24 protein-coding genes are annotated in these 22,591 nt (G+C 65.8%); 14 read left to right on the top strand and 10 right to left on the bottom strand.

Going from position 1 to position 22,591, the window contains the following annotated elements:
• The first annotated feature begins 58 nt into the window (after positions 1-58).
• Positions 59-2,323: a sensor domain-containing diguanylate cyclase gene (locus QUG03_RS03245; protein WP_500819336.1), complete on the top strand. Its 2,265-nt coding sequence runs from the start codon at positions 59-61 to the stop codon at positions 2,321-2,323.
• A 27-nt stretch (positions 2,324-2,350) separates the two neighbouring features.
• Positions 2,351-3,172, top strand: a complete 822-nt coding sequence (locus QUG03_RS03240; protein WP_500819335.1) for a DUF3025 domain-containing protein — start codon at positions 2,351-2,353, stop codon at positions 3,170-3,172.
• On the opposite strand, the gene QUG03_RS03235 is transcribed toward QUG03_RS03240, so the two are convergent.
• Positions 3,124-4,326 (bottom strand): YihY family inner membrane protein, encoded by a 1,203-nt coding sequence (locus tag QUG03_RS03235; protein ID WP_082158910.1) that lies wholly within the window; start codon positions 4,324-4,326, stop codon positions 3,124-3,126. The genes QUG03_RS03240 and QUG03_RS03235 overlap by 49 nt on opposite strands.
• 130 nt (positions 4,327-4,456) lie before the next feature.
• Here QUG03_RS03235 and wrbA point away from each other — a divergent pair, with 130 nt between their 5' ends.
• Complete coding sequence (wrbA, locus tag QUG03_RS03230) at positions 4,457-5,056, top strand: NAD(P)H:quinone oxidoreductase (protein ID WP_235086219.1); 600 nt, start codon at positions 4,457-4,459, stop codon at positions 5,054-5,056.
• On the opposite strand, the gene QUG03_RS03225 is transcribed toward wrbA, so the two are convergent.
• Positions 5,053-5,832, bottom strand: coding sequence for an AraC family transcriptional regulator (locus tag QUG03_RS03225; RefSeq protein WP_227105284.1), 780 nt, complete (start codon positions 5,830-5,832; stop codon positions 5,053-5,055). The two genes, wrbA and QUG03_RS03225, sit on opposite strands and share 4 nt — an antisense overlap.
• 100 nt (positions 5,833-5,932) lie before the next feature.
• On the opposite strand from QUG03_RS03225, the gene QUG03_RS03220 reads away from it, so the two are divergent.
• The 7 genes from QUG03_RS03220 (at position 5,933) to QUG03_RS03190 (ending at position 13,584) form a co-directional block, all read left to right on the top strand.
• A complete protein-coding gene (locus QUG03_RS03220; RefSeq protein WP_305883548.1) occupies positions 5,933-7,129 on the top strand; it encodes an MFS transporter in 1,197 nt (398 codons plus the stop codon).
• A gap of 114 nt (positions 7,130-7,243) precedes the next feature.
• Positions 7,244-9,100, top strand: a complete 1,857-nt coding sequence (asnB, locus tag QUG03_RS03215) for an asparagine synthase (glutamine-hydrolyzing) (RefSeq protein WP_500819334.1) — start codon at positions 7,244-7,246, stop codon at positions 9,098-9,100.
• Between the two features lie 336 nt (positions 9,101-9,436).
• Positions 9,437-9,979: an iron transporter gene (locus QUG03_RS03210; protein WP_019100457.1), complete on the top strand. Its 543-nt coding sequence runs from the start codon at positions 9,437-9,439 to the stop codon at positions 9,977-9,979.
• An 83-nt stretch (positions 9,980-10,062) separates the two neighbouring features.
• Positions 10,063-10,440: a cupredoxin domain-containing protein gene (locus tag QUG03_RS03205; protein ID WP_488876654.1), complete on the top strand. Its 378-nt coding sequence runs from the start codon at positions 10,063-10,065 to the stop codon at positions 10,438-10,440.
• 45 nt (positions 10,441-10,485) lie between these two features.
• On the top strand, positions 10,486-11,310 hold the full coding sequence (locus tag QUG03_RS03200) for an FTR1 family iron permease (RefSeq protein WP_107800743.1): 825 nt from the start codon (positions 10,486-10,488) through the stop codon (positions 11,308-11,310).
• Positions 11,307-12,749: a 4Fe-4S binding protein gene (locus QUG03_RS03195; RefSeq protein ID WP_253314202.1), complete on the top strand. Its 1,443-nt coding sequence runs from the start codon at positions 11,307-11,309 to the stop codon at positions 12,747-12,749. Before QUG03_RS03200 ends, QUG03_RS03195 begins: the two co-directional genes overlap by 4 nt.
• A gap of 73 nt (positions 12,750-12,822) precedes the next feature.
• Entirely contained in the window at positions 12,823-13,584 is a 762-nt protein-coding gene (locus QUG03_RS03190; protein WP_253314201.1) for a substrate-binding periplasmic protein, read from the top strand.
• Here the strand turns inward: QUG03_RS03190 and ybaK are convergent.
• The 5 genes from ybaK to QUG03_RS03165 form a co-directional block, all read right to left on the bottom strand.
• Positions 13,568-14,050: a Cys-tRNA(Pro) deacylase gene (gene ybaK, locus QUG03_RS03185; protein WP_107801986.1), complete on the bottom strand. Its 483-nt coding sequence runs from the start codon at positions 14,048-14,050 to the stop codon at positions 13,568-13,570. The genes QUG03_RS03190 and ybaK overlap by 17 nt on opposite strands.
• Positions 14,051-14,155: 105 nt before the next feature.
• The gene (msrQ, locus tag QUG03_RS03180) at positions 14,156-14,785 is read right to left on the bottom strand and encodes a protein-methionine-sulfoxide reductase heme-binding subunit MsrQ (RefSeq protein WP_500819333.1); all 630 of its coding nucleotides are present in this window, start codon (positions 14,783-14,785) and stop codon (positions 14,156-14,158) included.
• Between the two features lie 10 nt (positions 14,786-14,795).
• Positions 14,796-15,713: a protein-methionine-sulfoxide reductase catalytic subunit MsrP gene (msrP, locus tag QUG03_RS03175; protein ID WP_253314199.1), complete on the bottom strand. Its 918-nt coding sequence runs from the start codon at positions 15,711-15,713 to the stop codon at positions 14,796-14,798.
• 73 nt (positions 15,714-15,786) lie between these two features.
• Positions 15,787-16,722, bottom strand: a complete 936-nt coding sequence (gene mnmL, locus QUG03_RS03170) for a tRNA modification radical SAM protein MnmL/YtqA (protein WP_500819332.1) — start codon at positions 16,720-16,722, stop codon at positions 15,787-15,789.
• 90 nt (positions 16,723-16,812) lie between these two features.
• Positions 16,813-16,995: a protein MIGRI gene (locus QUG03_RS03165; protein ID WP_048413183.1), complete on the bottom strand. Its 183-nt coding sequence runs from the start codon at positions 16,993-16,995 to the stop codon at positions 16,813-16,815.
• A 230-nt stretch (positions 16,996-17,225) separates the two neighbouring features.
• Here QUG03_RS03165 and metX point away from each other — a divergent pair, with 230 nt between their 5' ends.
• The 4 genes from metX to QUG03_RS03145 are packed head-to-tail and all read left to right on the top strand — an operon-like array spanning position 17,226 to position 20,638.
• Entirely contained in the window at positions 17,226-18,368 is a 1,143-nt protein-coding gene (gene metX / locus QUG03_RS03160) for a homoserine O-succinyltransferase MetX (protein WP_500819331.1), read from the top strand.
• Complete coding sequence (metW, locus tag QUG03_RS03155; RefSeq protein WP_227105300.1) at positions 18,365-18,970, top strand: methionine biosynthesis protein MetW; 606 nt, start codon at positions 18,365-18,367, stop codon at positions 18,968-18,970. Before metX ends, metW begins: the two co-directional genes overlap by 4 nt.
• A gap of 52 nt (positions 18,971-19,022) precedes the next feature.
• Positions 19,023-20,291 carry an AmpG family muropeptide MFS transporter gene (locus QUG03_RS03150; RefSeq protein ID WP_486635972.1) on the top strand — a complete coding sequence of 423 codons (1,269 nt, stop codon included), beginning with the start codon at positions 19,023-19,025 and terminating at the stop codon, positions 20,289-20,291.
• Positions 20,288-20,638, top strand: a complete 351-nt coding sequence (locus QUG03_RS03145) for an MliC family protein (RefSeq protein ID WP_500819330.1) — start codon at positions 20,288-20,290, stop codon at positions 20,636-20,638. The genes QUG03_RS03150 and QUG03_RS03145 overlap by 4 nt, the downstream gene beginning before the upstream one ends.
• Here the strand turns inward: QUG03_RS03145 and QUG03_RS03140 are convergent.
• From QUG03_RS03140 to QUG03_RS03130, 3 genes are read right to left on the bottom strand one after another with little or no spacing between them, the layout of a single operon-like run.
• Positions 20,635-21,060, bottom strand: coding sequence for a type IV pilin protein (locus QUG03_RS03140; RefSeq protein WP_500819329.1), 426 nt, complete (start codon positions 21,058-21,060; stop codon positions 20,635-20,637). The genes QUG03_RS03145 and QUG03_RS03140 overlap by 4 nt on opposite strands.
• Entirely contained in the window at positions 21,057-21,713 is a 657-nt protein-coding gene (locus QUG03_RS03135) for a hypothetical protein (protein ID WP_500819328.1), read from the bottom strand. The genes QUG03_RS03140 and QUG03_RS03135 overlap by 4 nt, the downstream gene beginning before the upstream one ends.
• 23 nt (positions 21,714-21,736) lie before the next feature.
• The gene (locus tag QUG03_RS03130) at positions 21,737-22,591 is read right to left on the bottom strand and encodes a PilW family protein (RefSeq protein ID WP_500819327.1); all 855 of its coding nucleotides are present in this window, start codon (positions 22,589-22,591) and stop codon (positions 21,737-21,739) included.

Raw genomic sequence — 22,591 nt, 5'->3', positions numbered from 1 at the left:
TTTTGCGCCTGGTGCCATCATGGCAGCTTTGCGCGCCATCGCGCCTCCGGAGATCTGTTTGAACCCAGCCTTACGCCGCCGGGCCAGCCCGCGTCGCCGCCTGTTCGCCACCGCGGGCTCGCTATGCCTGTTCGGGGCCGACTACGCGCACGCCGCGGCCTCGGACTGGCTCGCCGGCTGGCCCTTGCTCGTCCCCATGCTGGCGTTGTTGGGCCTGCCGCTCTGGCGGCGCCGGCGGCAACTGAGCGCGCTCCGCCGCCAGGTCAGCGACAGCCGGCAAGCGCTGGCGCTGTGCGACGCCGCCGGCCGCCTGCTCGCCGTCTCCGGCCATGCGCCCGCGCCCACGCGCCAGGACGGCGGCCTGAGCGGCTACGGCTTCAGCCCGCACGATCTCGCTTTGCTGCTGGACCCGACTCATCCCGGCCATCGCGACGGCCTGCTGGCGGCCCACGCCGATTTGCTGGCTTTTCCGCTGCCCTGCCCGCTCCCCGGGCATCTCTTGCTGCGCCTGCAGCCGCCGCCCGCCATTCACGGCCCCGGCGGCGATTGGGGCGGCTGGCGGCTGGCGCTGCAGGACGCGCGGCTGGGCTTGCTGGAATTCGACCTGGCCGGCCAAGCGGTGCGCGGCGCGCCGCAAACCCTGCACGCCCTGCTGGGCCTGCCGGCCGACGCCGAACGCCTGGCGTTCTCGCGCTGGCTGGAACTGTTGCACCCGGAGGACCGTTCGCTGTTCACCGCCCTGCTCAGCCATCCGGAGCAAAGGCAGGAAAGCGCCAGCGGCATGGAGTTCCGCGTGCGTCACGCCCACGGCCACTGGGAATGGCTGGAGCAACGCACCCAGTTCCACAAGGACGAGACGGGCCGCATCAGCCATATCCACGCGCTGTGCCAGATCGTCACCGCGCGCAAGCTGGCCGAGTCCGCGATGCTGCGGCGCGAACAGGAATTCCGCACCTTGGTGGAGAACTCGGAAGACGTCATCGCCCGCTACGACCTGGAGCTGCGCTGCCAATTCATCAACCGCAGCGTCAGCCGCTATTCGACGCTGACGCGCGAGGAACACCTCGGCCGCAGCGTCCACGACAAAGCCTGGCCAGAAGCCGCGCGCGCGCGCTTCGCCGAGGAGTGCGAACAACTGATCGCCGGCGGCGAGGCGCGCCGCTTCGAGCTGGAGCTGAGCCTTGGCCCTCGGCGCTGCATTTTCGAAGTGAGGCTGTTTCCCGAATTCGGACTGGGCGGCGAACTCCGCAGCATTTTGGCGGTGAAGCGGGAAATCACTCACAGCCGCCAGAGCGAACGTTTGCTGGCGGAGGAAAACGCGGTGATGGAGATGATCGCCGGCAATGCGCCGCTGCAAGACACCTTGAATCAGATCTGTCGGATGATGGAGTCGCAGCTGAATCGCGGCGTCTGCTCCATCATGCTGCTGGACCCTGCGGGGGAAACGCTGAGGCTGGCCGCCGGCCAAAGCCTGCCGGCCGGTTATCGCAAGCTGCTGGAACAGGTGCCGGTGGGCCCGGAGGCCGGCTCCTGCGGCACCGCCGTCCACCGTAAAAGCCTGGTCATCGTCGAAGACATCGCCAGCAGCCCGCTGTGGGCCGGCTACCGCGAGCGGGTGGCGCCCTTCGGCCTCAGCGCCTGCTGGTCCACCCCCATCTTCTCCAGCGACCGCCGCCTGCTCGGCGCCTTCGCCATCTACCATCCTGAGCCGCGCCAGCCCGAGCCGGAAGAACTGCAGCTGGCGCAGCGCAGCACCCACCTGATCGCCATCGCGCTGCAACGCGACGCCCACGAGAAAAAGCTCTATCAGCTCGCCACACTGGACGAGCTGACCGGCCTGTGCAACCGCCGCCAGTTCATTGCGCTGTCCAGCCGCGAGATCGAGCGCAACCGGCGTTACCAATTGTCCTTGACCGTGTTGATGATGGACCTGGACCACTTCAAGAACATCAACGACCGTTACGGCCACGCCAAGGGCGACGAGGTGATCGTCCACTTTGCCCAAAGCTGCCGCAATGTGTTGCGCAGCACCGACATCTGCGGCCGCCTGGGCGGCGAGGAGTTCGCCGCGGTGCTGCCTGACACGCGGATGGAAGACGCGCTGCTGGCGGCGGAACGCCTGCGCCGCGTCGTGGCGGAGGCCCGCCTGCCGGGCGGCGAGGCCGGCCCTCTGCAATACACGGTCAGCATCGGCGTCGCCGTGCTGCGCGCCGACGAGACCGACATCGACGAAGTATTGGGCCGCGCGGACAAACAGCTGTACCAGGCCAAACACAACGGCCGCAACTGCATCAGCGGCGAGGAATTGCTGCTATTGCGCTAAAATGCCGGCTTGAATCTCTCTCCCAAGATGTCCACCGTGAGCGCCTGGCAAACCGATTACCTCTCCCATCCGCTGTATCTGCCCGTCCGCGACGCCGCCGCGCTGATCGCCCCCGCCTCCTGGCCGGAGCAGGCGGATTACGACCAGTTGCTGCGACGCTATCGCCGGCAGCGCCCGGACGCGCTGCCGCCCGAGCTGCGCTTCGCCTGCGATCTGGAGCCGGAAGCCTATTACGAGATGCATATCGGCCATACCGGCGAGATTCCCACGCGCACCGGCAATTGGCACGACTGGTTCAACGCGCTGGCCTGGCTTGCCTGGCCGCTGAGCAAGCTGGCGCTGAACCGCCGCCACCTGCGCGCCATCGCCCGCGGCGAAACCAAGCGCGGACCACTGCGCGACGCCGCCACGCTATTGGACGAATGCGGCATCGTCGTCGCCGTCGCCGATCCCGACTTCAGCCGGATGCTGGACGATATGGAGTGGCAGCGCCTGTTTCTGAAACATCGCCAGGACTGGGGCCGGCGCATCGGCGTCCACGCCATCGGCCACGCGCTGTTCGAAGTCGGCCTGCGGCCGCATATCGGCTGGTGCGGCAAAGCCTTGCCACTGCAGGTGCCGGCGGAATTCTTTGCTTGGGAAGAGGCGCGCCGTCTGGCGCACTTGGACGAGGCGCTGGCGCGCCGGCTGGACGACGACGCCTTCATGCCGGCGCCGCGCGCGCTGTGGCCGCTGCCGCTGTTGGGCATTCCCGGCTGGTGGCCGGACAACGAAGACCCGGCCTTTTACGATAATCGCGATTATTTCCGGCCGACGCGGCGGGCGAAGTCCTCCAGCGTCACCGACTGAAGCTCGGCCGTCATCGGCCCCAGCAGGCTTTCCACCCCGGCGCCGACATCGTCGTCGCGGTAGTTGTCGCTGCGATAGACGAATAGTTCGAACAGCTCCACCATGCAGATGGCCGACAACTTCTTGCCCAGCACCCAGCCGTCGCGCTGGCTTTTCTGCACAAAGCCGCGGGAGCTCAACATGTCCAGCACCCAGCCCAGCTCGTCGTAGCCCACCTTCACCTGGCTGCGCAATTTCACCGGGCTCAACAATTCGCCGCGGTTCTGCGCCTCGTCCAGCAACAGCAGCACTTCCACCGCGTCGAGAAAGCGCCGCCTGGGCTCGAAGCGCCGCCGCCAGGCGTCGCCTTCCCAATAGGACAGCGAGGCGGTGAACACCGCGCCGCTGAGCACCACCATCCACAAGCAATACACCCACAGCAGGAAGATGGGGATGCTGGCGAAAGCGCCGTAGACCAGCTGATAATTGGCCACCTGGCCAATGTAGAAGCCGAACAAGGCGCGGGTGGCCTCCAGCAGGATCGCGGTCAGCAAGGCGCCGACGCTGGCGTGCTTGATCGGCACGAAGCGATTGGGCACGATGCGGTACAACAAGGACAACACCAAAGCGGTCAGCAGGATGGAGCCGCCGGCCTCGACCACATTGGCCAACACCGGCAGCGCGTGGTCGAACTTGCTGATCTTGAACAGGCTGCGCCAGGCCAGCAAGCTGCCGCCCAGCACCAGCGGCCCCAGGGTCAGCACCGTCCAGTACACCATGCTCTGCTGCAACAGCGGCCGCCCGCGGCGCACGCCCCAGATGGCGTTGAAAGTCCGGTCTATGGTGGACATCAGCATCAGCGCGGTCACGCCCAGCATCACGATGCCGGCGGCGGTCAGCTTTTCCGCATTGTCGGCGAACTGGCGCATGTAGACGGTGATCACCTTGCCGGCAAACTCCGGCACCAGCGTGGACAGCAGCATGATCTTGAAACGGGTGCTCAGATCGGAGAACACCGGAAACGCGGAAATCACCGTCAAAGCGATGGTGAACAAGGGCACCAGCGCCAGCAGCGTGGTGAAGGTCAGGCTGCCGGACACTTGCGCGACGCGATGGCTGCCCATGCGCCGGGCCAGAAAGCGGGCGAAGCCCAGATACGGTTCGATTCGACTCATTTGCATCCCGGCAAAATAATGGCAAAGCGCGGATCAGGCAAGCCGCGAAGACTTGCTTTATCATGCACCGGCTCGCGCAACGGCGCGCGCCTTATCGTTTTTTTGACCTCAGACGGAAGATTCCAAACCCATGCAAGACCTCTTGGTGCTCTATTACAGCCAGCACGGCGCCACCCGCGAACTGGCCCGCCTGATCGCCCGCGGCATAGAGAGCGTGCCCGGCTGCCAGGCCCGGCTGCGCACCGTGCCCAAGGTGTCCGCGGTCTGCGAGGCCACCGAGGCAGCCGTCCCCGAGTCCGGCGCGCCCTATGTCGAAGCCGCGGACCTCGCCGAGTGCATCGGTCTGGCGCTGGGCAGCCCCACCCGCTTCGGCAATATGGCGGCGGCGGTGAAATATTTCCTGGACGGCACCAGCCCGGAATGGATGCAGGGCGCGCTGGCCGGCAAGCCCGCCTGCGTGTTCACCAGCAGCGCCTCGCTGCACGGCGGCCAGGAATCCACGCTGCTGACCATGATGGTGCCCTTGCTGCACCACGGCATGGTGATGGTGGGTCTGCCCTATACCGAAACCGCGCTGACCCAGACCCGCAGCGGCGGCACCCCCTACGGCGTCAGCCATGTCGCCGGCGTGCGCAATGAGCAGCCGATCAGCGACGATGAAAAACAACTGGCGCTGGCCCAGGGCCGCCGGCTGGCGGAGATGGCGCTGAAGCTGGCCGCTCCGATTTAAACCTCCGGCGCATCGAAGAAAGCGCTGGGCGACGCGCCCAGCTCGCGCTTGAACATTGTCGCGAAGGCGCTGGGACTGGCGTAGCCCAGATCCAGCGCCACCTCCAGCACGCTGGCGCCGCGCGCCAGACGTTCCAAGGCCGCGATCAGCCGCGCCTGCCGCCGCCACTGTCCGAAGCTGAGCCCGGTCTCGCGCTGAAAACGGCGCTGCAAAGTGCGCGGGTCCATCGCCGCCTGCGCCGCCCACTCGGCGACGCCGCGCGCGTCGCCGGGCTGACCGAGCAGTTGCCGGCACAGCTGGTCCAGCGCCGGCGACGCCGGCTGCGGCAGGGACAAAGCCAGGCTGGGCAGGCTGCGGATCTCATCCAGAATCAAGCCCATCACCCGCTCCGCGCGGCTATCCGGCGGATAAGGCACGGCAATGCCGGTCGCCGCCTGGATCAGCTCGCGCAACAAGGGCGACACCGCCAGCACGCAGCACGTCTCAGGCAAGCCGTTCAAGGCGTCGCCGCGCACGTACACCGTGCGCATCCGCACCCGGCTCAGCATGTTCACCTGATGCCAGGTGGCGATGGGCAGCCAGATGCCGCGCGTCGGCGGCACGATCCAGCGCCCCTGATCGGTGGTGACCATCATCACGCCCTCCACCGCGTACAACAGTTGGGCGGTGGGATGGGCGTGCCGCGGAGATACGCCGCCGGCCGCGTAATCGCGCGCCTTGCCCACCACCGGCGCCGCGCCGCCGTCGTAGTCATGCAAATGATCAAAATCCGTCATAACGCCTCTTTTGCAAAGATGCCTGCCCTATTTTCGCAGGACGGGCGTTGCTTTGCTCGCTAGTATGACTTCACCCACTAGCTGAATGATTCTCAAGCCCATGACTACCGCCGCCGCCTCCGCGCCAGATCAAGACAGCACCCGTTTCCGCGTGCTGGGCGCCATCAGTTTCTCCCATTTTCTCAACGACATGCTGCAATCGCTGCTGCTGGCGATCTACCCGCTGCTCAAGGGCAATTACCAGCTCAGCTTCGCCGAGATCGGCCTGATGACCTTGACCTATCAGTGCACCGCCTCGCTGCTGCAGCCGCTGGTCGGGCTCTATACCGACAAGAAGCCGATGCCGTATTCGCTGGTGCTGGGCATGGGCGCCACCCTGTGCGGCCTGCTGCTGCTGTCCAGCGCCGGCAGCTTCCCGCTATTGCTGCTGGCCGCGGCGCTGGTGGGCACCGGCTCCTCGGTGTTCCATCCGGAATCGTCGCGGGTGGCGCGCATGGCCTCCGGCGGCCGTCCCGGTCTGGCGCAATCCATCTTTCAGGTGGGCGGCAACGCCGGCAGCGCCAGCGGGCCGCTGCTGGCGGCCTTGATCGTCATCCCCCTGGGCCAGGGCAGCATCGCCTGGTTCGGTCTCGCCGCCTTGCTGGCGATGGCGGTCTTGTTCAAGATCGGCCAGTGGTACAGCCATCAGCAGCGCAAGGCCAAAGCCGCCGCCGCCGTTACGCCGCCGCCGCTGTCGCCGGCGCGCGTGAAGCTGACGCTGTTCGCCTTGCTGGTGCTGCTGTTCTCCAAATACTTCTACACCGCCAGCATCACCAGCTACTTCACCTTCTATCTGATTCAGCATTTCGGCCTGGGCGTGCAAGCCGCGCAGCTGCATTTATTCCTGTTCCTGCTCGCGGTCGCGCTGGGCACCATCTTCGGCGGGCCGATAGGCGACGCCATCGGCCGCAAGCGGGTGATCTGGTTCTCCATCCTCGGCATCGCGCCGCTGACCCTGATACTGCCCTACGTCAATCTGTTCTGGACCAGCGTGCTGTCGCTGGGCATAGGCTTTGTGCTGGCCTCCGCCTTTCCCGCCATCATCATTTACGCGCAGGAACTGTTGCCGGGCCGGGTGGGCATGGTGTCCGGCATGTTCTACGGCTTCGCCTTCGGCATCGGCGGCATAGGGGCCGCGGTGCTGGGCCAGCTGGCCGACAGCCACGGCATCGAATTCGTCTATCGCTTGTGCGCCTTCCTGCCGCTGCTGGGCCTGGTGGCCGCCCTATTGCCGGATCTGCGCGGCGACAAGGTTTGACACTGGCGCCGCCCTGCCCGGATACTTCCGCCATTCAATTTTTCCAACGCGCCTGCGGCGCCGTCCGAGCGCTCGGCGGCTTGCCGGGCGCGTTGCCCATTCGGACAGAAAATCATGTGTGGAATCGCCGGCTTCTTCTCTCAACGCCCCGCCGCCGCGGCCACCGCCCAGGCCATGTTGACGGAGCTGGGCCGGCGCGGACCCGACGCCGCCAATCAATTATTGCTGAACGCGGACTGGCAGCCTGCGGCGGACGGCGACATCCACAACGCGCTGCTGCACGCGCGGCTGTCCATCATCGACCCGCGGCCCATCGCCAATCAGCCCATGGCCAGCGACGACGGCCAGGTCTGGATCTGCTACAACGGCGAAGTCTACGACTGGGCCGCCGACAAGGCCGAACTGGAAGCCGGCGGCGCGCGCTTCGCCACCCACTCCGATACCGAGTTCATTCTGCGCGGCTACCAGGCCTGGGGCATTGAAACCCTGCTGCAGCGGCTGCGCGGCATGTTCGCCTTCGCCATCCTGGATTTGAAACAGCGCAAAGTGCATCTGGCGCGCGACCGGATGGGCGAGAAGCCGCTGGTCTATTCGCTGCTGGACGGCGATTTCGCCTTCGGCTCGCTGGTGCGCTCGGTGCTGCCCTTCCTGCCGCCGCAGCGACGAGGCTTCTCCGCCGACGCCATCGACGCCTATCTGGCTCACCGCTACATTCCGGCGCCCGCCACCTTGTTCAGCCATATCCAGCGTCTGGAGAACGGCCACCGGCTGGAGTTCGATCTGGATACCCGTTCCTTACGCAAACTGCGCTACTGGCAGCCGGCCAAGGACGGCGGCGACTGGCTTCAGGAACTGGACCGCGCGGTGGCGATGCGCACCGTCGCCGACCGCCCGCTGGGCGTGCTCTTGTCCGGCGGCATAGACTCCACCGTGATCGCCAGCCGGCTGGCCACGCAGCAACTGACGCAATTCAGCAGCTTCACCGCCGCCTTCCCCGGCTCCAAGCTGGACGAGGCCGCCGACGCCGCCGATTCCGCGCGCAGAATGGGCCTCGCCAACCTGGCGGTGCAGATGCCGGACAATCTGGCGGCCGACTTCGAACGCATCGTCGCCGACCTCGACCAACCCTTCGCCGATCCGTCCAGCTTCCCCACCTGGTATCTGTCGCGCGAAGTCAGCCGCCACGTCAAAGTGGTGCTGGTGGGCGACGGCGGCGATGAACTGCTGGCCGGCTACAAGCGGATCAACAAGCATTTGCGCACCCGCTGGCGCAGCCTGATCAAGCTGCCGCTGGCGATCAAACCGTCGCTGGACGGCAAAGGCGCCGGCAAACTCGCCACCGAGTTGGCGATGAGTTGGCAAGACGCCTATTCGCTGCGTTTTTCCGGCTTCACCCCCGGCCAGCGCCTGTTCCTGCAAAGCAATCGGCCGCTGTCGCGGCTCTGCCACTGGCGCGCGCCGGACGACATCGGCCCGCCGCCGGCCAATGCGCCGGCCGGTCTGCATCATTTGCTGGCGATAGACTTCGCCAACTATCTGCCGGACTACATTCTGCAAAAGTCCGACCTGTGCACCATGGCCCACGGCCTGGAGGGCCGCGCCCCACTGGTGGATCACCGCTTCTATCAGACTTTGCTGGCGGTGGACGGCAAACAGCGCTTCACCCAGCCTGCCAAGCTGATCTTCCGCCGCGCTATCCACCCGGCGCTGCCGGCGGACTTCTTCCAGCGCAAGAAGCGCGGCTTCAATCCGCCGCTGTCCGGCTGGCTGAAAACCAGCCTGGCCCCGCGCATGGACGGCCTGGGCGAGCGCCTGGCCCGCTTGAGCGGCGGCCAGCTGGACGCCGCCGCGGTGGACGCCTTCGCCGCCGCCTACCGCGACGGCGCGGAGCACCTGGCCGAGCAGATGCTGCAATTGCTGATCCTGGACGAAAGCCTGGCGCAGCTCAGCCGGCTGGCGGCGCAGGACTGAGAGTCGCCCGGAATCCAAGCCGGCGGAGGAAACCGAATGCTCAAGGAGTTGACGACGCTTTCAAGGCCGCCTCGTCAACGCGCGCCAACACTACGGACGGGCGCTGAGCGACGCCGCGACGCATGCCATACCTATGGCCAGCGCCGCCCGGCGTCGCATCTGCTACATTCGACAACACATTTTCGTTTGAAAACGATAATGATTAGCATTAGTATTTTTAGGCAAGCCAAGCAAACAAAAATAAAGCGCTTACCCGCCAGGCTGGCGCCTTCAAGCGCCAAGCGGCCCGCTCGGGCCAAGCAGTGCCCTACTCAATTGAAACCAAAAGGAAACACTATGCGTCGCTTTGTTCAACTGGCTATCGCCACCGCAGCACTGACCGCTTCCGCCGCCGCCATGGCCAAGGAATACCCGATCGGCAAGCCGGCCCTGAAAAACGGCATGGAGATCGGCGCGGTCTACCTGCAGCCGACCAAGATGGAACCGGAAGGCATGATGCGCAAGGCCGAGGAGTCCGACATCCACCTGGAGGCCGACATCCACGCCACCAAGAACAATCCGAACGGCTTCGAAGAAGGCGCATGGATGCCCTATCTGGTGGTCAAGTACGAGTTGAGCAAAGTCGGCGGCAAGGAAGTGCTCAAGGGCGATCTGATGCCGATGGTGGCCAACGACGGCCCGCACTACGGCGACAACATCAAGCTGCAAGGCCCGGGCAAATACAAGCTGAAATACACCATCCTGCCGCCGTCGGCCAATCAGCACGCCCACTTCGGCCGTCACATCGACAAGGAAACCGGCGTGGGCCCGTGGTTCAAGCCTTTCGAACTGAACTATGAGTTCACTTATGCCGGCATCGGCAAAAAAGGCGGCTATTAATCCCGTTGTTCTTGTAAAAACAGGATTAATGCGAATGAGAATGTAAACGCCAGTCATTCTCATGCGTTAAAATAAGACAGCGCATGCCCTCGCCTGCGCTGTTTTCAATCCGGAGACCCTTTCCGATGAAGTTCGCGCGCATGCTCCTGGCCGCCCTCGCGGCCTGCCTAGTGTCAATGTCCGTCCTCGCCGACGAGATGCCGGTGTTCAAGCTGGTGATGAAGGACGGCGTGTTCACGCCCGCCCGCCTGGTGGTGCCGGCCGGCAAGAAGTTCAAGGTTGAAGTGATCAACGCCGGCAAAACGCCGGCCGAATTCGAAAGCACGCCGCTGCGCAAGGAAAAAGTGCTGGGCCCCGGCGCGGAATCCTTTCTGGTGTTCCAGCCGCTGTCCCCCGGCGAGTACAAGTTTTTTGACGAATTTCACATGAAGACCGGCCAAGGCGTCATCGTCGCCAAGTAAACGCGGCCCGTCCGCCGTTTAAGGCCGTATTCAGGAGTGCACCTCATGGGACAAGTCCTATTCATTGTTTGGCGTGAAAGCGTCGAAGCCTTGCTGGTCGTCGGCATCCTGAATGCCTGGATGAACCAGAACCCGGCCGGCGCCGCCGGCAAACGTTATCTGTGGGCCGGCGTGGCGCTGGGCCTGTTCGCCGCCGTCGGCCTGGCCGTGGCCCTGTTCGCCGCCAGCAGCCTGATGGCCGGCGCGCAAGACGTGTTCCAGACGGTGATGGTGTTCACCGCCGCCGCGCTAATCGTACATATGGTGCTGTGGATGCGCGAGCATGGCCGCACGCTGAAGAAAGAACTGGAGGCCGGCCTCCGCGAGAACGCCAGCAGCGCCAACTGGTGGGGCGTCACCTTGCTGGCCGCCATCGCCATCGCCCGAGAAGGCAGCGAAACCGTGGTCTTCCTCTACGGCATGCTGGCCGAGGCCGACGGCTCCACGCTGGCCAGCATGAGCTTCGCCGCCTTGATCGGCCTGGGCCTGGCCTTCCTGACCTTCTATCTCTTGCAGCTGGGCGGCAAATACCTGTCCTGGCGCTTGTTCTTCCGCATCACCGAAATCATGCTGCTGCTGCTCGGCGCCTCGCTCTTCCTCAGCGGCGTGGAAAAGCTGATCTCGATGGACATTCTGCCGGCGCTGATCGATCCGCTGTGGGACAGCTCCGCGCTGCTTGACGATATGAGCCCCGCCGGCGGCGTCGTCGCCTCGCTCACCGGCTATCGCGCCCACCCCGCCCTGATGAGCCTGATCGCCTACGCGCTGTTCTGGGCGACAATCTGGGCGCTGTTCCAGTGGCGCAACCGCAAGCAGACGCTGGCCGTATGAAATCCGCCCGCCCGCCCCTTCCCCATTCCGCCGACGCTTGCGCCGGCGCTTCCTGTAGTCAGCCGACGGCCCCCGGTTTCATGGCCGCCGTCGGCTTGTGGCTGCGCGATCACGCCGGCCTGCTGCGCGCGCTGCAATGGGGGGTGGTGCTGGTCTACGCCGCGCTGCTGATCGTGCCGGCCTGCCTGGACCTGCCCGGAGACACCGCCCGGATCTGGAACAATCTGACCATCTTCGCCCAATTCGTGTTCTGGGGCATCTGGTGGCCCTTCGTGCTCTTGTCCATGGTGCTCTTCGGCCGGCTGTGGTGCGGCGTGTTGTGCCCGGAAGGCGCGCTGTCCGAATGGGCGGCCAAGAAAGGCCTGGGGCGGCCCATCCCGCGCTGGATGCGCTGGGGCGGCTGGCCCTTCGTCGCCTTCGCGCTGACTACCATCTACGGCCAACTGGTCAGCGTTTACCAATACCCCAAGGCCGCGCTGCTGGTGCTGGGCGGCTCCACCGTGGCCGCGGTGATCGTCGGCTTCATCTACACCCGCGGCAAACGCGCCTGGTGTCGCCACCTGTGCCCGGTCAACGGCGTGTTCGGCCTGCTGTCCAAGCTGGCGCCGATGTACTACCGGGTGGACGAAGCCGCCTGGAAAGCCTCGCAGCAAGGCAAAACCATCCCGATACAGACGGTGGATTGCGCGCCGCTGCAACCGCTGCGCCATATGCAAGGCGGCAGCGGCTGCCATATGTGCGGCCGTTGCAGCGGCCATCGCGACGCCATCGAACTGAGCCTGCGCTCGCCCACTGAAGAAGTGGTCAAAGTCGCCGCCAAGGAGGCCGACGGCTGGCAAACCGCGCTGATCGTCTACGGCCTTCTGGGCGTGGCGATGGGCGCCTTCCACTGGACCATGAGCCCCTGGTTCGTGGCCATGAAGCAGGCGGCGGCGGAATGGCTGGTGGACCGCGACATCCTGTGGCCGCTGGACACCGAGGCGCCGTGGTGGCTGCTGACCCACTACCCGCAGCATAACGACGTGTTCTCCTGGCTGGACGGCGCGGCGCTGATCAGCTATGTGCTGATCACCGCGCTGGCGCTGGGCAGCGGCCTGCTGCTCTGCCTGGCGGCCGGCGTGCGCATCGCCGGCCCCTGGCGGCTGCAACGCCTGCACCACCTGGCTCAGAGCCTGATCCCGCTGGCCGGCTGCGGCGTGTTCCTGGGTCTGTCCGCGCTGACGGTGACGCTGTTGAAAGCCGAAGGGGTGCCGATGTTCTGGGCCAACGACGCGCGGCTGGCCTTGCTGGCCGGTGCCAATCTGTGGTCGCTGTGGCTGGGACGCGCCATCCTCGCACGTTGGAGTGCCGGCTGGCGTCAGGCGCTGGCCTTGCTTCCCTTGCTGGCGGCGCTGGCCCTGGTGGACGCCGCCTGGGGCTTCATGTTCTGGTGGTGGTAGCCGTCCCGCTGGCGACGGGGTGGGCGCTGTGCGATAACAAAGCATGCTCCCACCCTGATCCTGGAGTCGCGCCATGTGGCGTTCGCTGCTGCTTGCCCTCTATTGCCTGGCCGCGACTGCGCGCGCAGAAACGCCGGCGATAGACTTCGCCACCGGCGAGTGGCCGCCCTATGTGTCGCGCAGCTTCACCGCCGACGGCGTGTTCGCCGACATGGTGCGGCAAATCTGCCGACGCGCCGGCTATACCGCGCGTTTTCACTATATGAGCTGGCCCCGCGCGGAAGCCGAAGTCAAAGCGGGCCGCGCCGCGGCGGCCTTTCCCTACCGGCCGACGCCGGAACGCGCGCTCAGTTTCGATTTTTCCCCGCCGCTGATCCACAGCAGCAGCTACTTCTTCTACTACAAGCCCCGGCTCGCCAATCCCCCCTACGACTTTCACAGCCTGGCCGACTTGCGCGCCTACCGCATCGGCGTGCAGCTGGGCTATTGGTACCAGCCGTTGTTCAAGCAATACCGCCTGAACACGCTGAACACCAACGACGAGGAAAACGCGATCAGGCTGCTGCGCGCCGGCCACCTGGACCTGGCGCCGCTGACGCTGGAACGCGGCCTGTTCCTGATCCGCACCCAGGCCGCCGGTCAGGAGCGCGACTTCGCCTACATTCCCACGCCGCTGGACAAGGCCACCTCGCTGTCGCTGATGTACTCGCGCACTTATCCGAACATCGTCAAACTACGGCGCGCAATCGATCAGACCCTGCAAGCGATGCAGGCCGACGGCAGCCTGCAAGCCATATACCAGCGCAACTTTCCCGAACTCAAGCCGCGGCGCTGACCAGAACCGGCTGCAGCACCCGCTGCGCGTCCTTGGGCGACATCCCGATCAGAAAACCGCGCTTGCCGCCGTTGATGTAGATGCGCTCCAGTTCGACGATACTGGCCTCCATATACACCGGCATCGGATGGCGGGCGCCGAAAGGACTGGTGCCGCCCACCTGGTAGCCGCTGTGCTTGTCCGCGGTCTTGGGATCGCAGGGATGGACCTTCTTGACGCCAATCTGCTTGGCCAACATGCCGGTGCCCACTTCGCGGTCCCCGTGCATCAGCACGATCAAGGGCCGCTTGTTCTCGTCCTCCATGATCAAGGTCTTGATCACACAGTGCTCGTCCACGCCCAACTCCCGCGCCGACACCGTGGTGCCGCCCTTTTCCTCGTACTTGTACAGATGCTCGCTATAAGCGACCTGATGCTCGCGCAATACCCGGATCGCCTGAGTGACCGGGGCTTTCTCCTTGGACATGATCTTCACGGTGAAAAACAAAACGCCACTGTAGAAGTTTGAGCGCCGGCTGGCAAACCCCAAGCCGCCGCTTAGCCGCTCCAGTGCGGGGGGATTTGTCCCAGCTCAAGCGCCGCCGGGCCGGCGCAGCCGCCACCACAGCCGCAGCCCCAGCAGCACAGCCAACACCGCCGCGTAGATCAAGGGCTGGCTCAGGTCCTTCTTCACCAACCACCAGTAATGGATGACCGCCAGCAAGGCCGTCGGATAGACCAGCCGATGCAGCCGGCCCCAGTTGCGCTTGAGCCGGCGCATCCAACCCTGGGTGGAGGTCAGCGCCAACGGCGTCATCAGCAAGAGCGCGGCGAAACCGACGGTGATGAAGGGCCGCTTGTAGATGTCCCTGACGATGCCGGCCCAATCGAAGAACTGGTCCAGCCACAAATAGGTCAGGAAATGCAGGCTCAGGTAGAAAAAGGCGAACAAGCCCAGCATGCGCCGGCACTTGAGCGGCCAGCCGCCAGCCCCCAAACGCCGCAAGGGCGTCATCGCCAGCGTCGCCAGCAGCCACACCAAGGTCCAGGTGCCGGTGGAACGAGTGATGAACTCCACCGGGTTCACCGCCTCGCCGGACAGCACAATCCAGGCGGCGCGCGCCAGCGGCAACAGACAGACCGCAAACAGCAGGCATTTGAACCAGGCCAACGCGTGATCGGCCGGCCGGGCGGAAGCGGATTTAAGGCGCAATGTCGTCATCCTCGCCCCATCAATAGTTCTTGCGCAGATCCAGGCCGCGGTACAAACCCGCCACCTGCTCGGCGTAGCCGTTGAACATCAGCGTCTTGCGCTTGAAGAACTCGCCGATGCGGCGCTCGCTGGCCTGGCTCCAGCGCGGGTGATCCACCTCCGGGTTCACATTGGAATAGAAGCCGTACTCGCGCGCATTGGCCCTATTCCAACTGGTGGCCGGCATGGTTTCCTGCAAATGGATGCGCACGATGGACTTGATGCTCTTGAAGCCGTATTTCCACGGCACCACCAGGCGGATCGGCGCGCCGTTCTGATTGGGCAGCACATCGTTGTACAGGCCGACGGCCAAAATGGTCAACGGGTGCATCGCTTCGTCCATGCGCAGGCCCTCGCGGTAGGGCCAGTCCAGCACCCGGCCGCGCTGGCCGGGCATTTCCGCCGGCCGCTGCAGGGTTTCGAAGGCCACGTACTTGGCGCGCGAGGTCGGGTTCATCTGCTTGAGCAGGCTGGCCAAGGGAAAACCCACCCATGGAATCACCATGCTCCAGCCCTCGACGCAACGCAGCCGGTAGATGCGCTCCTCCAGCGGCATTTTCAGCAATTGCTCAATGCCGAAGCTGCGCGGCTTGGCCACCTCGCCGTCCACCAGCACGTTCCAGGGACGGGTTTTCAGGCTGCCGGCATTCGCCGCCGGGTCCGACTTGTCGGTGCCGAACTCGTAGAAATTATTGTAGCCGGCAATCTCTTTCAGGCTATTGGCCTTGTCGTTGCCGGCCAGCGTCGACAAGGGGCTTTTCTTGGCGGCCAGCGCCGCCAGCGTCTCGGCGGACAGCAGCAGGCCGGCGCTGCCCAGCATGAAGTGGCGGCGGTTCAGGTACACGCCTTCCGGCGTGATGTCCGACGAGGGAATATCGGCGGGTTTCTTGATCAGCATGGCGGTGTCTCCAGTCTTTACCCCCATGAGTCGGGAGCGGCTCCTGAATCTGACAATCGACCACGCCGATAATTTACGCAAGCGGCTCCGCACCCGCCCGCCAGGCCTGACCCAAGGCGCTGCCCTGGCCGCCGTCGCGCGCCAGGCGCCGGCCTATGGCCTGCAAGGCGGTCCAGCGCGGCCCGCACCAGTCCGGCGCGATCAAGGTGGGCGCTTGCGCGGTGGCCGACACCCGATGGTAGACCACCTGCGGCGGCGTGCGGCGGATCAGGCTGGCCGCCAGCTCGGCGTAGTCGTCCAGGCTCCACGGCGTCACTTCGCCGCGCCGGTATTGCGCCGCCATCCGCGATCCGCGCACCACCATCAGCGGATGCAGTTTCAGCCCTTCCACGCCGATATCCAATACCGTGTCCAGCGAGGCGTGGACGGCGGCGGCGTCCTCGCCGGGCAGTCCGGCGATCAGATGGGTGCAAATCTTGAGCCCGTGCCGGCGCGCGCGTCGCACCGCGTCGCGATATTCGGCCAGGCCGTGGCCGCGCCGGATCAAGGCCTGGGTCTGGTCATGCGCGGTCTGCAAGCCCAGTTCCAGCCACACCTCGCCGCCTTGGTCCTGATATTCCGCCAGCAGGGCCAGCGCGGCGTCCGGCACGCAATCCGGCCGGGTGCCGACGCACAGCCCCACCACATCGGCGCCTGCCAGCGCCTCGTCGTACAGCCGGCGCAGCAGCTCGGTTTCGGCATAAGTGCTGGTATAAGCCTGGAAATAGGCGAGGTAGCGCCGCGCGCGGTCGGTCTTCTCCTTCTCCCGCGCCAACTGCTCGCTGATAGACAAGGCGGCCGGGTCGCGGCCGAAACTGCGCACATTGCAAAAGGTGCAGCCGCCGCGCCCCAGCGTGCCGTCGCGGTTGGGGCAGGTGAAATCGCCGGCCAGCGACAATTTATGCACCGGCTCGCCGAAGCGGCGTTTCAGATAATAGCCAAAGGTATGCAGATGCCGGGTCAGGTCCATCGCCAAACAAAGCCCAAAACCGGGCAGTCTAGCAAGCAGGCCGCCCGGAAGCGCTGAGCGGGATCAAGGATGGACGCGGCGGCACCGCTCTTAAAGACGATGCCAGCCCAATAGATACAGCAGCGAAAACAGCCCGGCGCTGAGCAGCAGCGCCAGCGCCAAGGTGCTGAACAGCTCGTGCAGGCTCTGCCGCTGGCGCCGGTTGAGCAGCCAGCGCGCCAGCATCAGCAAAACGCCGCACAATACGAAAAACTTGAAGAGACGACCGAACATGGCGGGCCAGCGGAAGAAAGTCGCCCGATTATCCGGCGCGCCGCCCCAGCTGGCAAGACGGCTGTCGCCGGCGGCAAAAGACATGCTAAAGTCCTGGCTGTAGCCTACAGGAGGCTCCGCGACAGAGAATGGCCGGCATGGACCGGCCGCCGGCGGAGCGACAGCATGCGCGCAGCCGGCCCCGGCTCGCCGCGCATGCCGAAAATAGCAAAAGAGGCACTCAAGTCACCATGTCCGACCTCCACGACTCCGTCGGCATCGTCACGGCCCAAACCGCCGTGTTCGATACCCCCTTGCCGCTGAACAGCGGCGCCGTCCTGCCCGGCTATCAGCTGCGCTTCGAAACCTACGGCGAACTCAACGCCGCCAAAAGCAACGCCATCCTGATCTGTCACGCCTTGTCCGGCCATCATCACGTGGCCGGCCGGCACCAGGCGGACGACAAGGCCGCCGGCTGGTGGGACAATATGGTGGGCCCCGGCAAGCCCATAGACACCCGCCGCTTCTTCGTGGTGGGCGTCAACAATCTGGGTGGCTGCCACGGCAGCACCGGCCCGTCCAGCGTCAATCCGGCCACCGGCCGGCCCTGGGGTTCCGGCTTTCCCGTCGTCACCGTGTCAGACTGGGTCACCAGCCAGGCGCGGCTGGCGGACCGGCTGGGCGTGGAACGCTGGGCGGCGGTGATAGGCGGCAGCCTGGGCGGCATGCAGGCCATGCAGTGGAGCATCGACTACCCGGAGCGCATCGCCCACGCGTTGCTGATCGCCTCCGCGCCCAAATTGTCGGCGCAGAACATCGCCTTCAACGATGTGGCGCGCCAGGCCATCATCACCGATCCCGAATTCCACGGCGGCGATTTCTACGCCCACGACGCGCTGCCGCGGCGCGGCCTGCGGCTCGCGCGCATGCTCGGCCACATCACCTATCTGTCCGACGACGGCATGGGCGAGAAATTCGGCCGCATGCTGCGCTCCGGCGAGTACCGCTTCGGCTACGACGTGGAGTTCGAGATCGAATCCTATCTGCGCTATCAGGGCGACAAGTTCTCCGACGCCTTCGACGCCAACACCTATCTGCTGATGACCAAGGCGCTGGACTACTTCGATCCGGCCAAGGACTTCGGCGGCGATCTCGTCGCCGCGCTGAAAAAGGCCAGCGCCCGCTTTCTGGTGGCCAGCTTCACCAGCGACTGGCGCTTCTCCCCGGAGCGCTCGCGCGAAACCGTCAAGGCGCTGGTGGCCGCCAACCGGCCTGTGTCCTACGCCGAGATCGAATCCGTCCACGGCCACGACGCCTTCTTGATGACCGACGAGCCCTATGTCCAATTGATGCGCGCCTACCTCGACCGCGTGGCGCGGGAGGTGCAAGCATGAACGCTCCGCAAACCACGGCGCCCTTGCGCGCCGACCTGCGTCTGATCGCCGACTGGATCGCGCCCGACAGCCGCGTGCTGGACCTGGGCTGCGGCGACGGCGCGCTGCTGTCCTGGCTGGGCCGCAACAAACAGGTGGTCGGCTACGGCGTGGACCTGGATGTCGGCAATGTCGTCAAATGCGTAAACGCCGGCGTCAACGCGCTGCAAGGCGATCTGGAAACCGGTCTGGCCGAATTCGACAGCGACGCCTTCGACCACGTGGTGCTGTCGCAAACCATACAGGCGATGCGCGAAACCGAGCAGATCCTGAACGAGATGCTGCGCGTCGGCCGCGAAGCCATCGTCACGTTTCCCAACTTCGGCTACTGGGAAAACCGCTGGCAGATCCTGCAAGGCCACATGCCGGTCTCCGACACCATTCCCTACCAGTGGTACGATACGCCCAACATTCACTGGTGCATGCTCGGCGACTTCGAAGCGCTGTGCGCCAAGAATCGGCTGCGCGTGGTGGAACGCGTGGTGATGAACGGGGTCAAACGGGTGACTTTCATGCCCAATCTGCGCGGCAGCCTGGCCTTCTACCGGGTGGCGCGCCAATAACAACAAGCGGCGGGCTCGTCTCGCCGCGCGATCCGTAGAAACTGGCCTGCCCATGAGCAACACAACCATAGACTGGCGGCGCGACGTCTTTTCGCGCACGATGCTGATCTGCGTCTTCACCGGCTTCGCCTCCGGTCTTCCGCTGTACACCCTGATCAATCTGCTTCCCGCCTGGCTGCGCAGCGAAGGCGTCGACCTCAAGGCCATTGGTCTGTTCGCGCTGATCGGCCTGCCCTATACCTGGAAATTCCTGTGGTCCCCCTTGATGGACCGCTACGTGCCGCCGCTGCTGGGCCGCCGTCGCGGCTGGATGCTGCTGACCCAGCTGGCGCTGATCGTCACCATGGCCGGCTTCGGCCTGTTCAACCCGGCCCAGCACATCTGGAGCATCGCCGCGCTGGCGGTGGGCGTGGCCTTCTTCTCCGCCAGCCAGGACATCGTGCTGGACGCCTATCGCCGCGAGATCCTCAGCGACAACGAACTGGGCCTCGGCAATACCGTGCACATCAACGCCTACCGCTTGGCCGGCCTGGTTCCGGGTTCGCTGTCGCTGATCCTGGCCGATCACATCTCCTGGGACCGAGTCTTCCTGATCACCGCGCTGTTCATGATCCCCGGCCTGCTGATGACGCTGCGAGTCAGCGAGCCCAAGCTCGCCGGTCAAGCGCCCAAGACCCTGCGCGAAGCCGTGGTCGAACCCTTCCATGAATTCATCACCCGCCAGGGCTGGCAGGGCGCAGCCTGGATTCTGGGCTTCATCTTCCTGTACAAGCTGGGCGACAGCATGGCCACCTCGCTGGCCACCCCCTTCTACATGGACATGGGTTACGCCAAATCCCAGATCGGCCTGGTGGCCAAGCACGCGGCGCTGTGGCCGGCGGTGATAGGCGGCCTGCTCGGCGGCCTGTGGATGATCAAGCTGGGCATCAACCGGGCGCTGTGGGCCTTCGGCGTGGTGCAGGTGCTGTCCATCCTGGGCTTCGCCTGGCTGGCCAGCTACGGCCGCTTCGCCTCCATCGGCGCGCATGAACTGAGCATGCTGGCCGTGGTCATCGGCTTCGAGGCGCTGGGCGTGGGTCTTGGCACCGCGGCCTTCGTCGCCTTCATCGCCAAGAGCACCCACCCGGCCTACACCGCCACCCAGTTCGCCTTGTTCACCAGTCTGGCGGCGGTGCCGCGCACCCTGGCCAACGCCTCCACCGGCTACATCATCGACGCCATAGGCTGGACCAGTTTTTTCCTGTTGTGCACCGCGCTGGCGCTGCCCGGCATGGTGTTGTTGCTGAAAGTCGCCCCATGGAGGGAAAAGGAGGGAGCATGAAGGCATGGAAACCAGCGTTGCTCTGCGCAACGCTGCTGAGCGCGTCCTGCGCCGCGTCGGCCTCCGCCGACACGGCCATGCAAACCGTCAAATACCGCTGCAACGGCAGCAAAATGGTGGTGGTGGAGTATCCGCGGCAGCAAAGCGGCGCCGCCATCCAGCTGAACTGGAACCATCACCGCTACCGGCTGACGCCGGCCAAGGTCGCCCAGGGCGAGCGTTACGTCAGCCAACAACTGATCTGGTCGCTGCTGGACGAGCAAGCGCGCCTGACCACTCGCGGCGGCCGCGTGCTGGCGCAAGGCTGCCGCAAGATCCAGCTGCCGGCAACGGCCGACGGCGCTTAATCTCCCCAGGCCCGACACGACTGCGGGCCGGACTCCTCCGGCCCGCATTGCGCCAGATTGCCGTCCTGATCCAGGCTCAGCTGCAAGCGGCCGGCCAAACGGTGGCCGGCCCTGGGCTTGGCCAGCAAACGGAAACTGGCTTGTCCGGCACTGTCCGAGCCCAGGCTGACGCTGCCCAGCCGAATGTCGAAATCGCGGGTGGCGGATCGCGGCAGAGGCGGCCATGCCGTGGATCCCGAGCGGTTTTCGAGATGCCAGCGCTGGATGAAATGCAGATTCTCCAATAGCGCCGCGCGCGCCTCCGCCAACTGCCCGCGCAATATCTGCTGCTGATAGGCCGGCCAGGCCATCGCGGCTAGAATGGCCGCCACCGCCATCGCCGTCAGCAACTCCAGCAAACTCATGCCCGCTTGCGTCCTCATTGCGCCTCCTCCGGCAAACGCCAATTCAAACGCCCGCCGCGGCCGGCCTGCGCACCCGCCCCGGCCCAGAACCAACTCTGCACGGTCAGCATGTCGCGCTCGCTCTCACCCCAGACCCTCACGCTGACTCGATACAAACGGCCGTCCACGCCGGCGATCCGGAACGCCGGATTGAGCAATTCCAGCACATAACGCGGCGAACTCCAGCGCTGCCCTGCGCGCGGCCGCGCCGGCAAGCAGGACGCCGGCGGACGGCCGGACGTCACCTCCAAGCCGCGGCTGGGGCCGCAAGGATGCAAGAGCGGCCATCTCGCCCCGTTGATCTGGGCGCTGCGCCGCCACACATCGGGCTCGGTCGCGCACAAGCCGTATCCGACGCCGGCGACGGCGGACAGGCAATCCGGCATGAACCAGCCCAGGCCGCGGGCGTCTCCTTGCCAGGGAATGCCGGCTTCGCTCGCCAGAGCGTCCTCGAAACGGAGGTTCAAATCCAAGGTCCGCCGTTCCGCCGCCCGCAACGCCTGCAAAGCCGCCAGCCTCAATGCGCGCTCCTCCGCCAGATTGCGCGTGGCGCGCTGCTCCACCGCCACCGAGCGCGCGCTGCCCATGGCCAACACCGTCAGCAGACTGAGCAGCGGCAGAATCAGCCACAACACCGCTCCGCGCCGCCGGGCCCTCATCCGCCCGGCTCCAGCGCGCACGGCAGGGCCGGCGTCAGCGCCACCACCGTGGACCAGCTCCGCCGGCGGCCGCCCGCTTGCAACTCAAGCGCCAGTTCCACCCGCGACAGCCGCTTCCAATCCTCCGCGGCCAATTGCTCCGGCCCCTCCCTCCAGGCCAGCGCCAATGGTCGACACCCGCTGCGAACGCCAAGGCGCTGCCTCAACGCCACCACGCCCGTCGCCAGCAATTGCGGCGGCTCCGCCGCCCTACCGGGCAGGCTTTCCTCCAACCACAGCGCGTCGCCATCGTCACCCTCGCGACGCAGAACGTAACGCTGCGAGGCGATGGCCAAGACCTCCAAGGAGGCGATGTCCGCGCCCCTCAAGAGCCCGGCCCTCACCGCCCCCGGCCAGGTCAGCACATGCGCGCCGGCCTCCCGTCGCCATTCCAGCCCCGGCTCGCCCCGCTTCAACAGCCTCAGGCTGGAACAACTGACCAGCGCCGCCTCTTCCCAATCCACCTCGCCTTGCCAACTCAACGTGGTCCGCGTCGCGTCCTCCGCCAGCAAGGCCGCCGCCGCGCCAACCCCGTAGCGAAAGCGCATGCCTTCCGGCGCCTCGAACCCTCGCCCCGGCGACTCCATCGCCTGCGCGCAAGCGAAACGTCCATGCTTGCGCCAGCTTTCCGCCAATTGCGCCAGCGCGAACTGTCCATCCTGATGTTGACGCAAACCGTTCTCCAACACGCGCAAGCTGCCCTGCATCGTCAACGCCCCCTGCAAGGCCAGCGCCAACACCAGCAGCCCCATGCTCGTCGCCACCATCATTTCCACCAGGGAGAAGCCCTGGACGCGCGCGCGGGCCGCCAC

The sequence above is a fragment of the Chromobacterium sp. CCUG 30098 genome (genome assembly GCF_059916605.1).
The sequence above is the reverse complement of the archived record's forward strand: the minus strand, read 5'-3'. Positions and strand labels throughout refer to the sequence as shown.

Excerpts from the sequence above, each read along its gene's own strand:
- QUG03_RS03240 (WP_500819335.1), top strand. The coding sequence starts at position 2,351 with ATGTCCACCGTGAGCGCCTGGCAAACCGATTACCTCTCCCATCCGCTG.
- QUG03_RS03235 (WP_082158910.1), bottom strand. The coding sequence starts at position 4,326 with ATGAGTCGAATCGAACCGTATCTGGGCTTCGCCCGCTTTCTGGCCCGG.
- wrbA (WP_235086219.1), top strand. The coding sequence starts at position 4,457 with ATGCAAGACCTCTTGGTGCTCTATTACAGCCAGCACGGCGCCACCCGC.
- QUG03_RS03225 (WP_227105284.1), bottom strand. The coding sequence starts at position 5,832 with ATGACGGATTTTGATCATTTGCATGACTACGACGGCGGCGCGGCGCCG.
- QUG03_RS03220 (WP_305883548.1), top strand. The coding sequence starts at position 5,933 with ATGACTACCGCCGCCGCCTCCGCGCCAGATCAAGACAGCACCCGTTTC.
- asnB (WP_500819334.1), top strand. The coding sequence starts at position 7,244 with ATGTGTGGAATCGCCGGCTTCTTCTCTCAACGCCCCGCCGCCGCGGCC.
- QUG03_RS03210 (WP_019100457.1), top strand. The coding sequence starts at position 9,437 with ATGCGTCGCTTTGTTCAACTGGCTATCGCCACCGCAGCACTGACCGCT.
- QUG03_RS03205 (WP_488876654.1), top strand. The coding sequence starts at position 10,063 with ATGCCCTCGCCTGCGCTGTTTTCAATCCGGAGACCCTTTCCGATGAAG.
- QUG03_RS03200 (WP_107800743.1), top strand. The coding sequence starts at position 10,486 with ATGGGACAAGTCCTATTCATTGTTTGGCGTGAAAGCGTCGAAGCCTTG.
- QUG03_RS03195 (WP_253314202.1), top strand. The coding sequence starts at position 11,307 with ATGAAATCCGCCCGCCCGCCCCTTCCCCATTCCGCCGACGCTTGCGCC.
- QUG03_RS03190 (WP_253314201.1), top strand. The coding sequence starts at position 12,823 with ATGTGGCGTTCGCTGCTGCTTGCCCTCTATTGCCTGGCCGCGACTGCG.
- ybaK (WP_107801986.1), bottom strand. The coding sequence starts at position 14,050 with ATGTCCAAGGAGAAAGCCCCGGTCACTCAGGCGATCCGGGTATTGCGC.
- msrQ (WP_500819333.1), bottom strand. The coding sequence starts at position 14,785 with ATGACGACATTGCGCCTTAAATCCGCTTCCGCCCGGCCGGCCGATCAC.
- msrP (WP_253314199.1), bottom strand. The coding sequence starts at position 15,713 with ATGCTGATCAAGAAACCCGCCGATATTCCCTCGTCGGACATCACGCCG.
- mnmL (WP_500819332.1), bottom strand. The coding sequence starts at position 16,722 with ATGGACCTGACCCGGCATCTGCATACCTTTGGCTATTATCTGAAACGC.
- QUG03_RS03165 (WP_048413183.1), bottom strand. The coding sequence starts at position 16,995 with ATGTTCGGTCGTCTCTTCAAGTTTTTCGTATTGTGCGGCGTTTTGCTG.
- metX (WP_500819331.1), top strand. The coding sequence starts at position 17,226 with ATGTCCGACCTCCACGACTCCGTCGGCATCGTCACGGCCCAAACCGCC.
- metW (WP_227105300.1), top strand. The coding sequence starts at position 18,365 with ATGAACGCTCCGCAAACCACGGCGCCCTTGCGCGCCGACCTGCGTCTG.
- QUG03_RS03150 (WP_486635972.1), top strand. The coding sequence starts at position 19,023 with ATGAGCAACACAACCATAGACTGGCGGCGCGACGTCTTTTCGCGCACG.
- QUG03_RS03145 (WP_500819330.1), top strand. The coding sequence starts at position 20,288 with ATGAAGGCATGGAAACCAGCGTTGCTCTGCGCAACGCTGCTGAGCGCG.
- QUG03_RS03140 (WP_500819329.1), bottom strand. The coding sequence starts at position 21,060 with ATGAGGACGCAAGCGGGCATGAGTTTGCTGGAGTTGCTGACGGCGATG.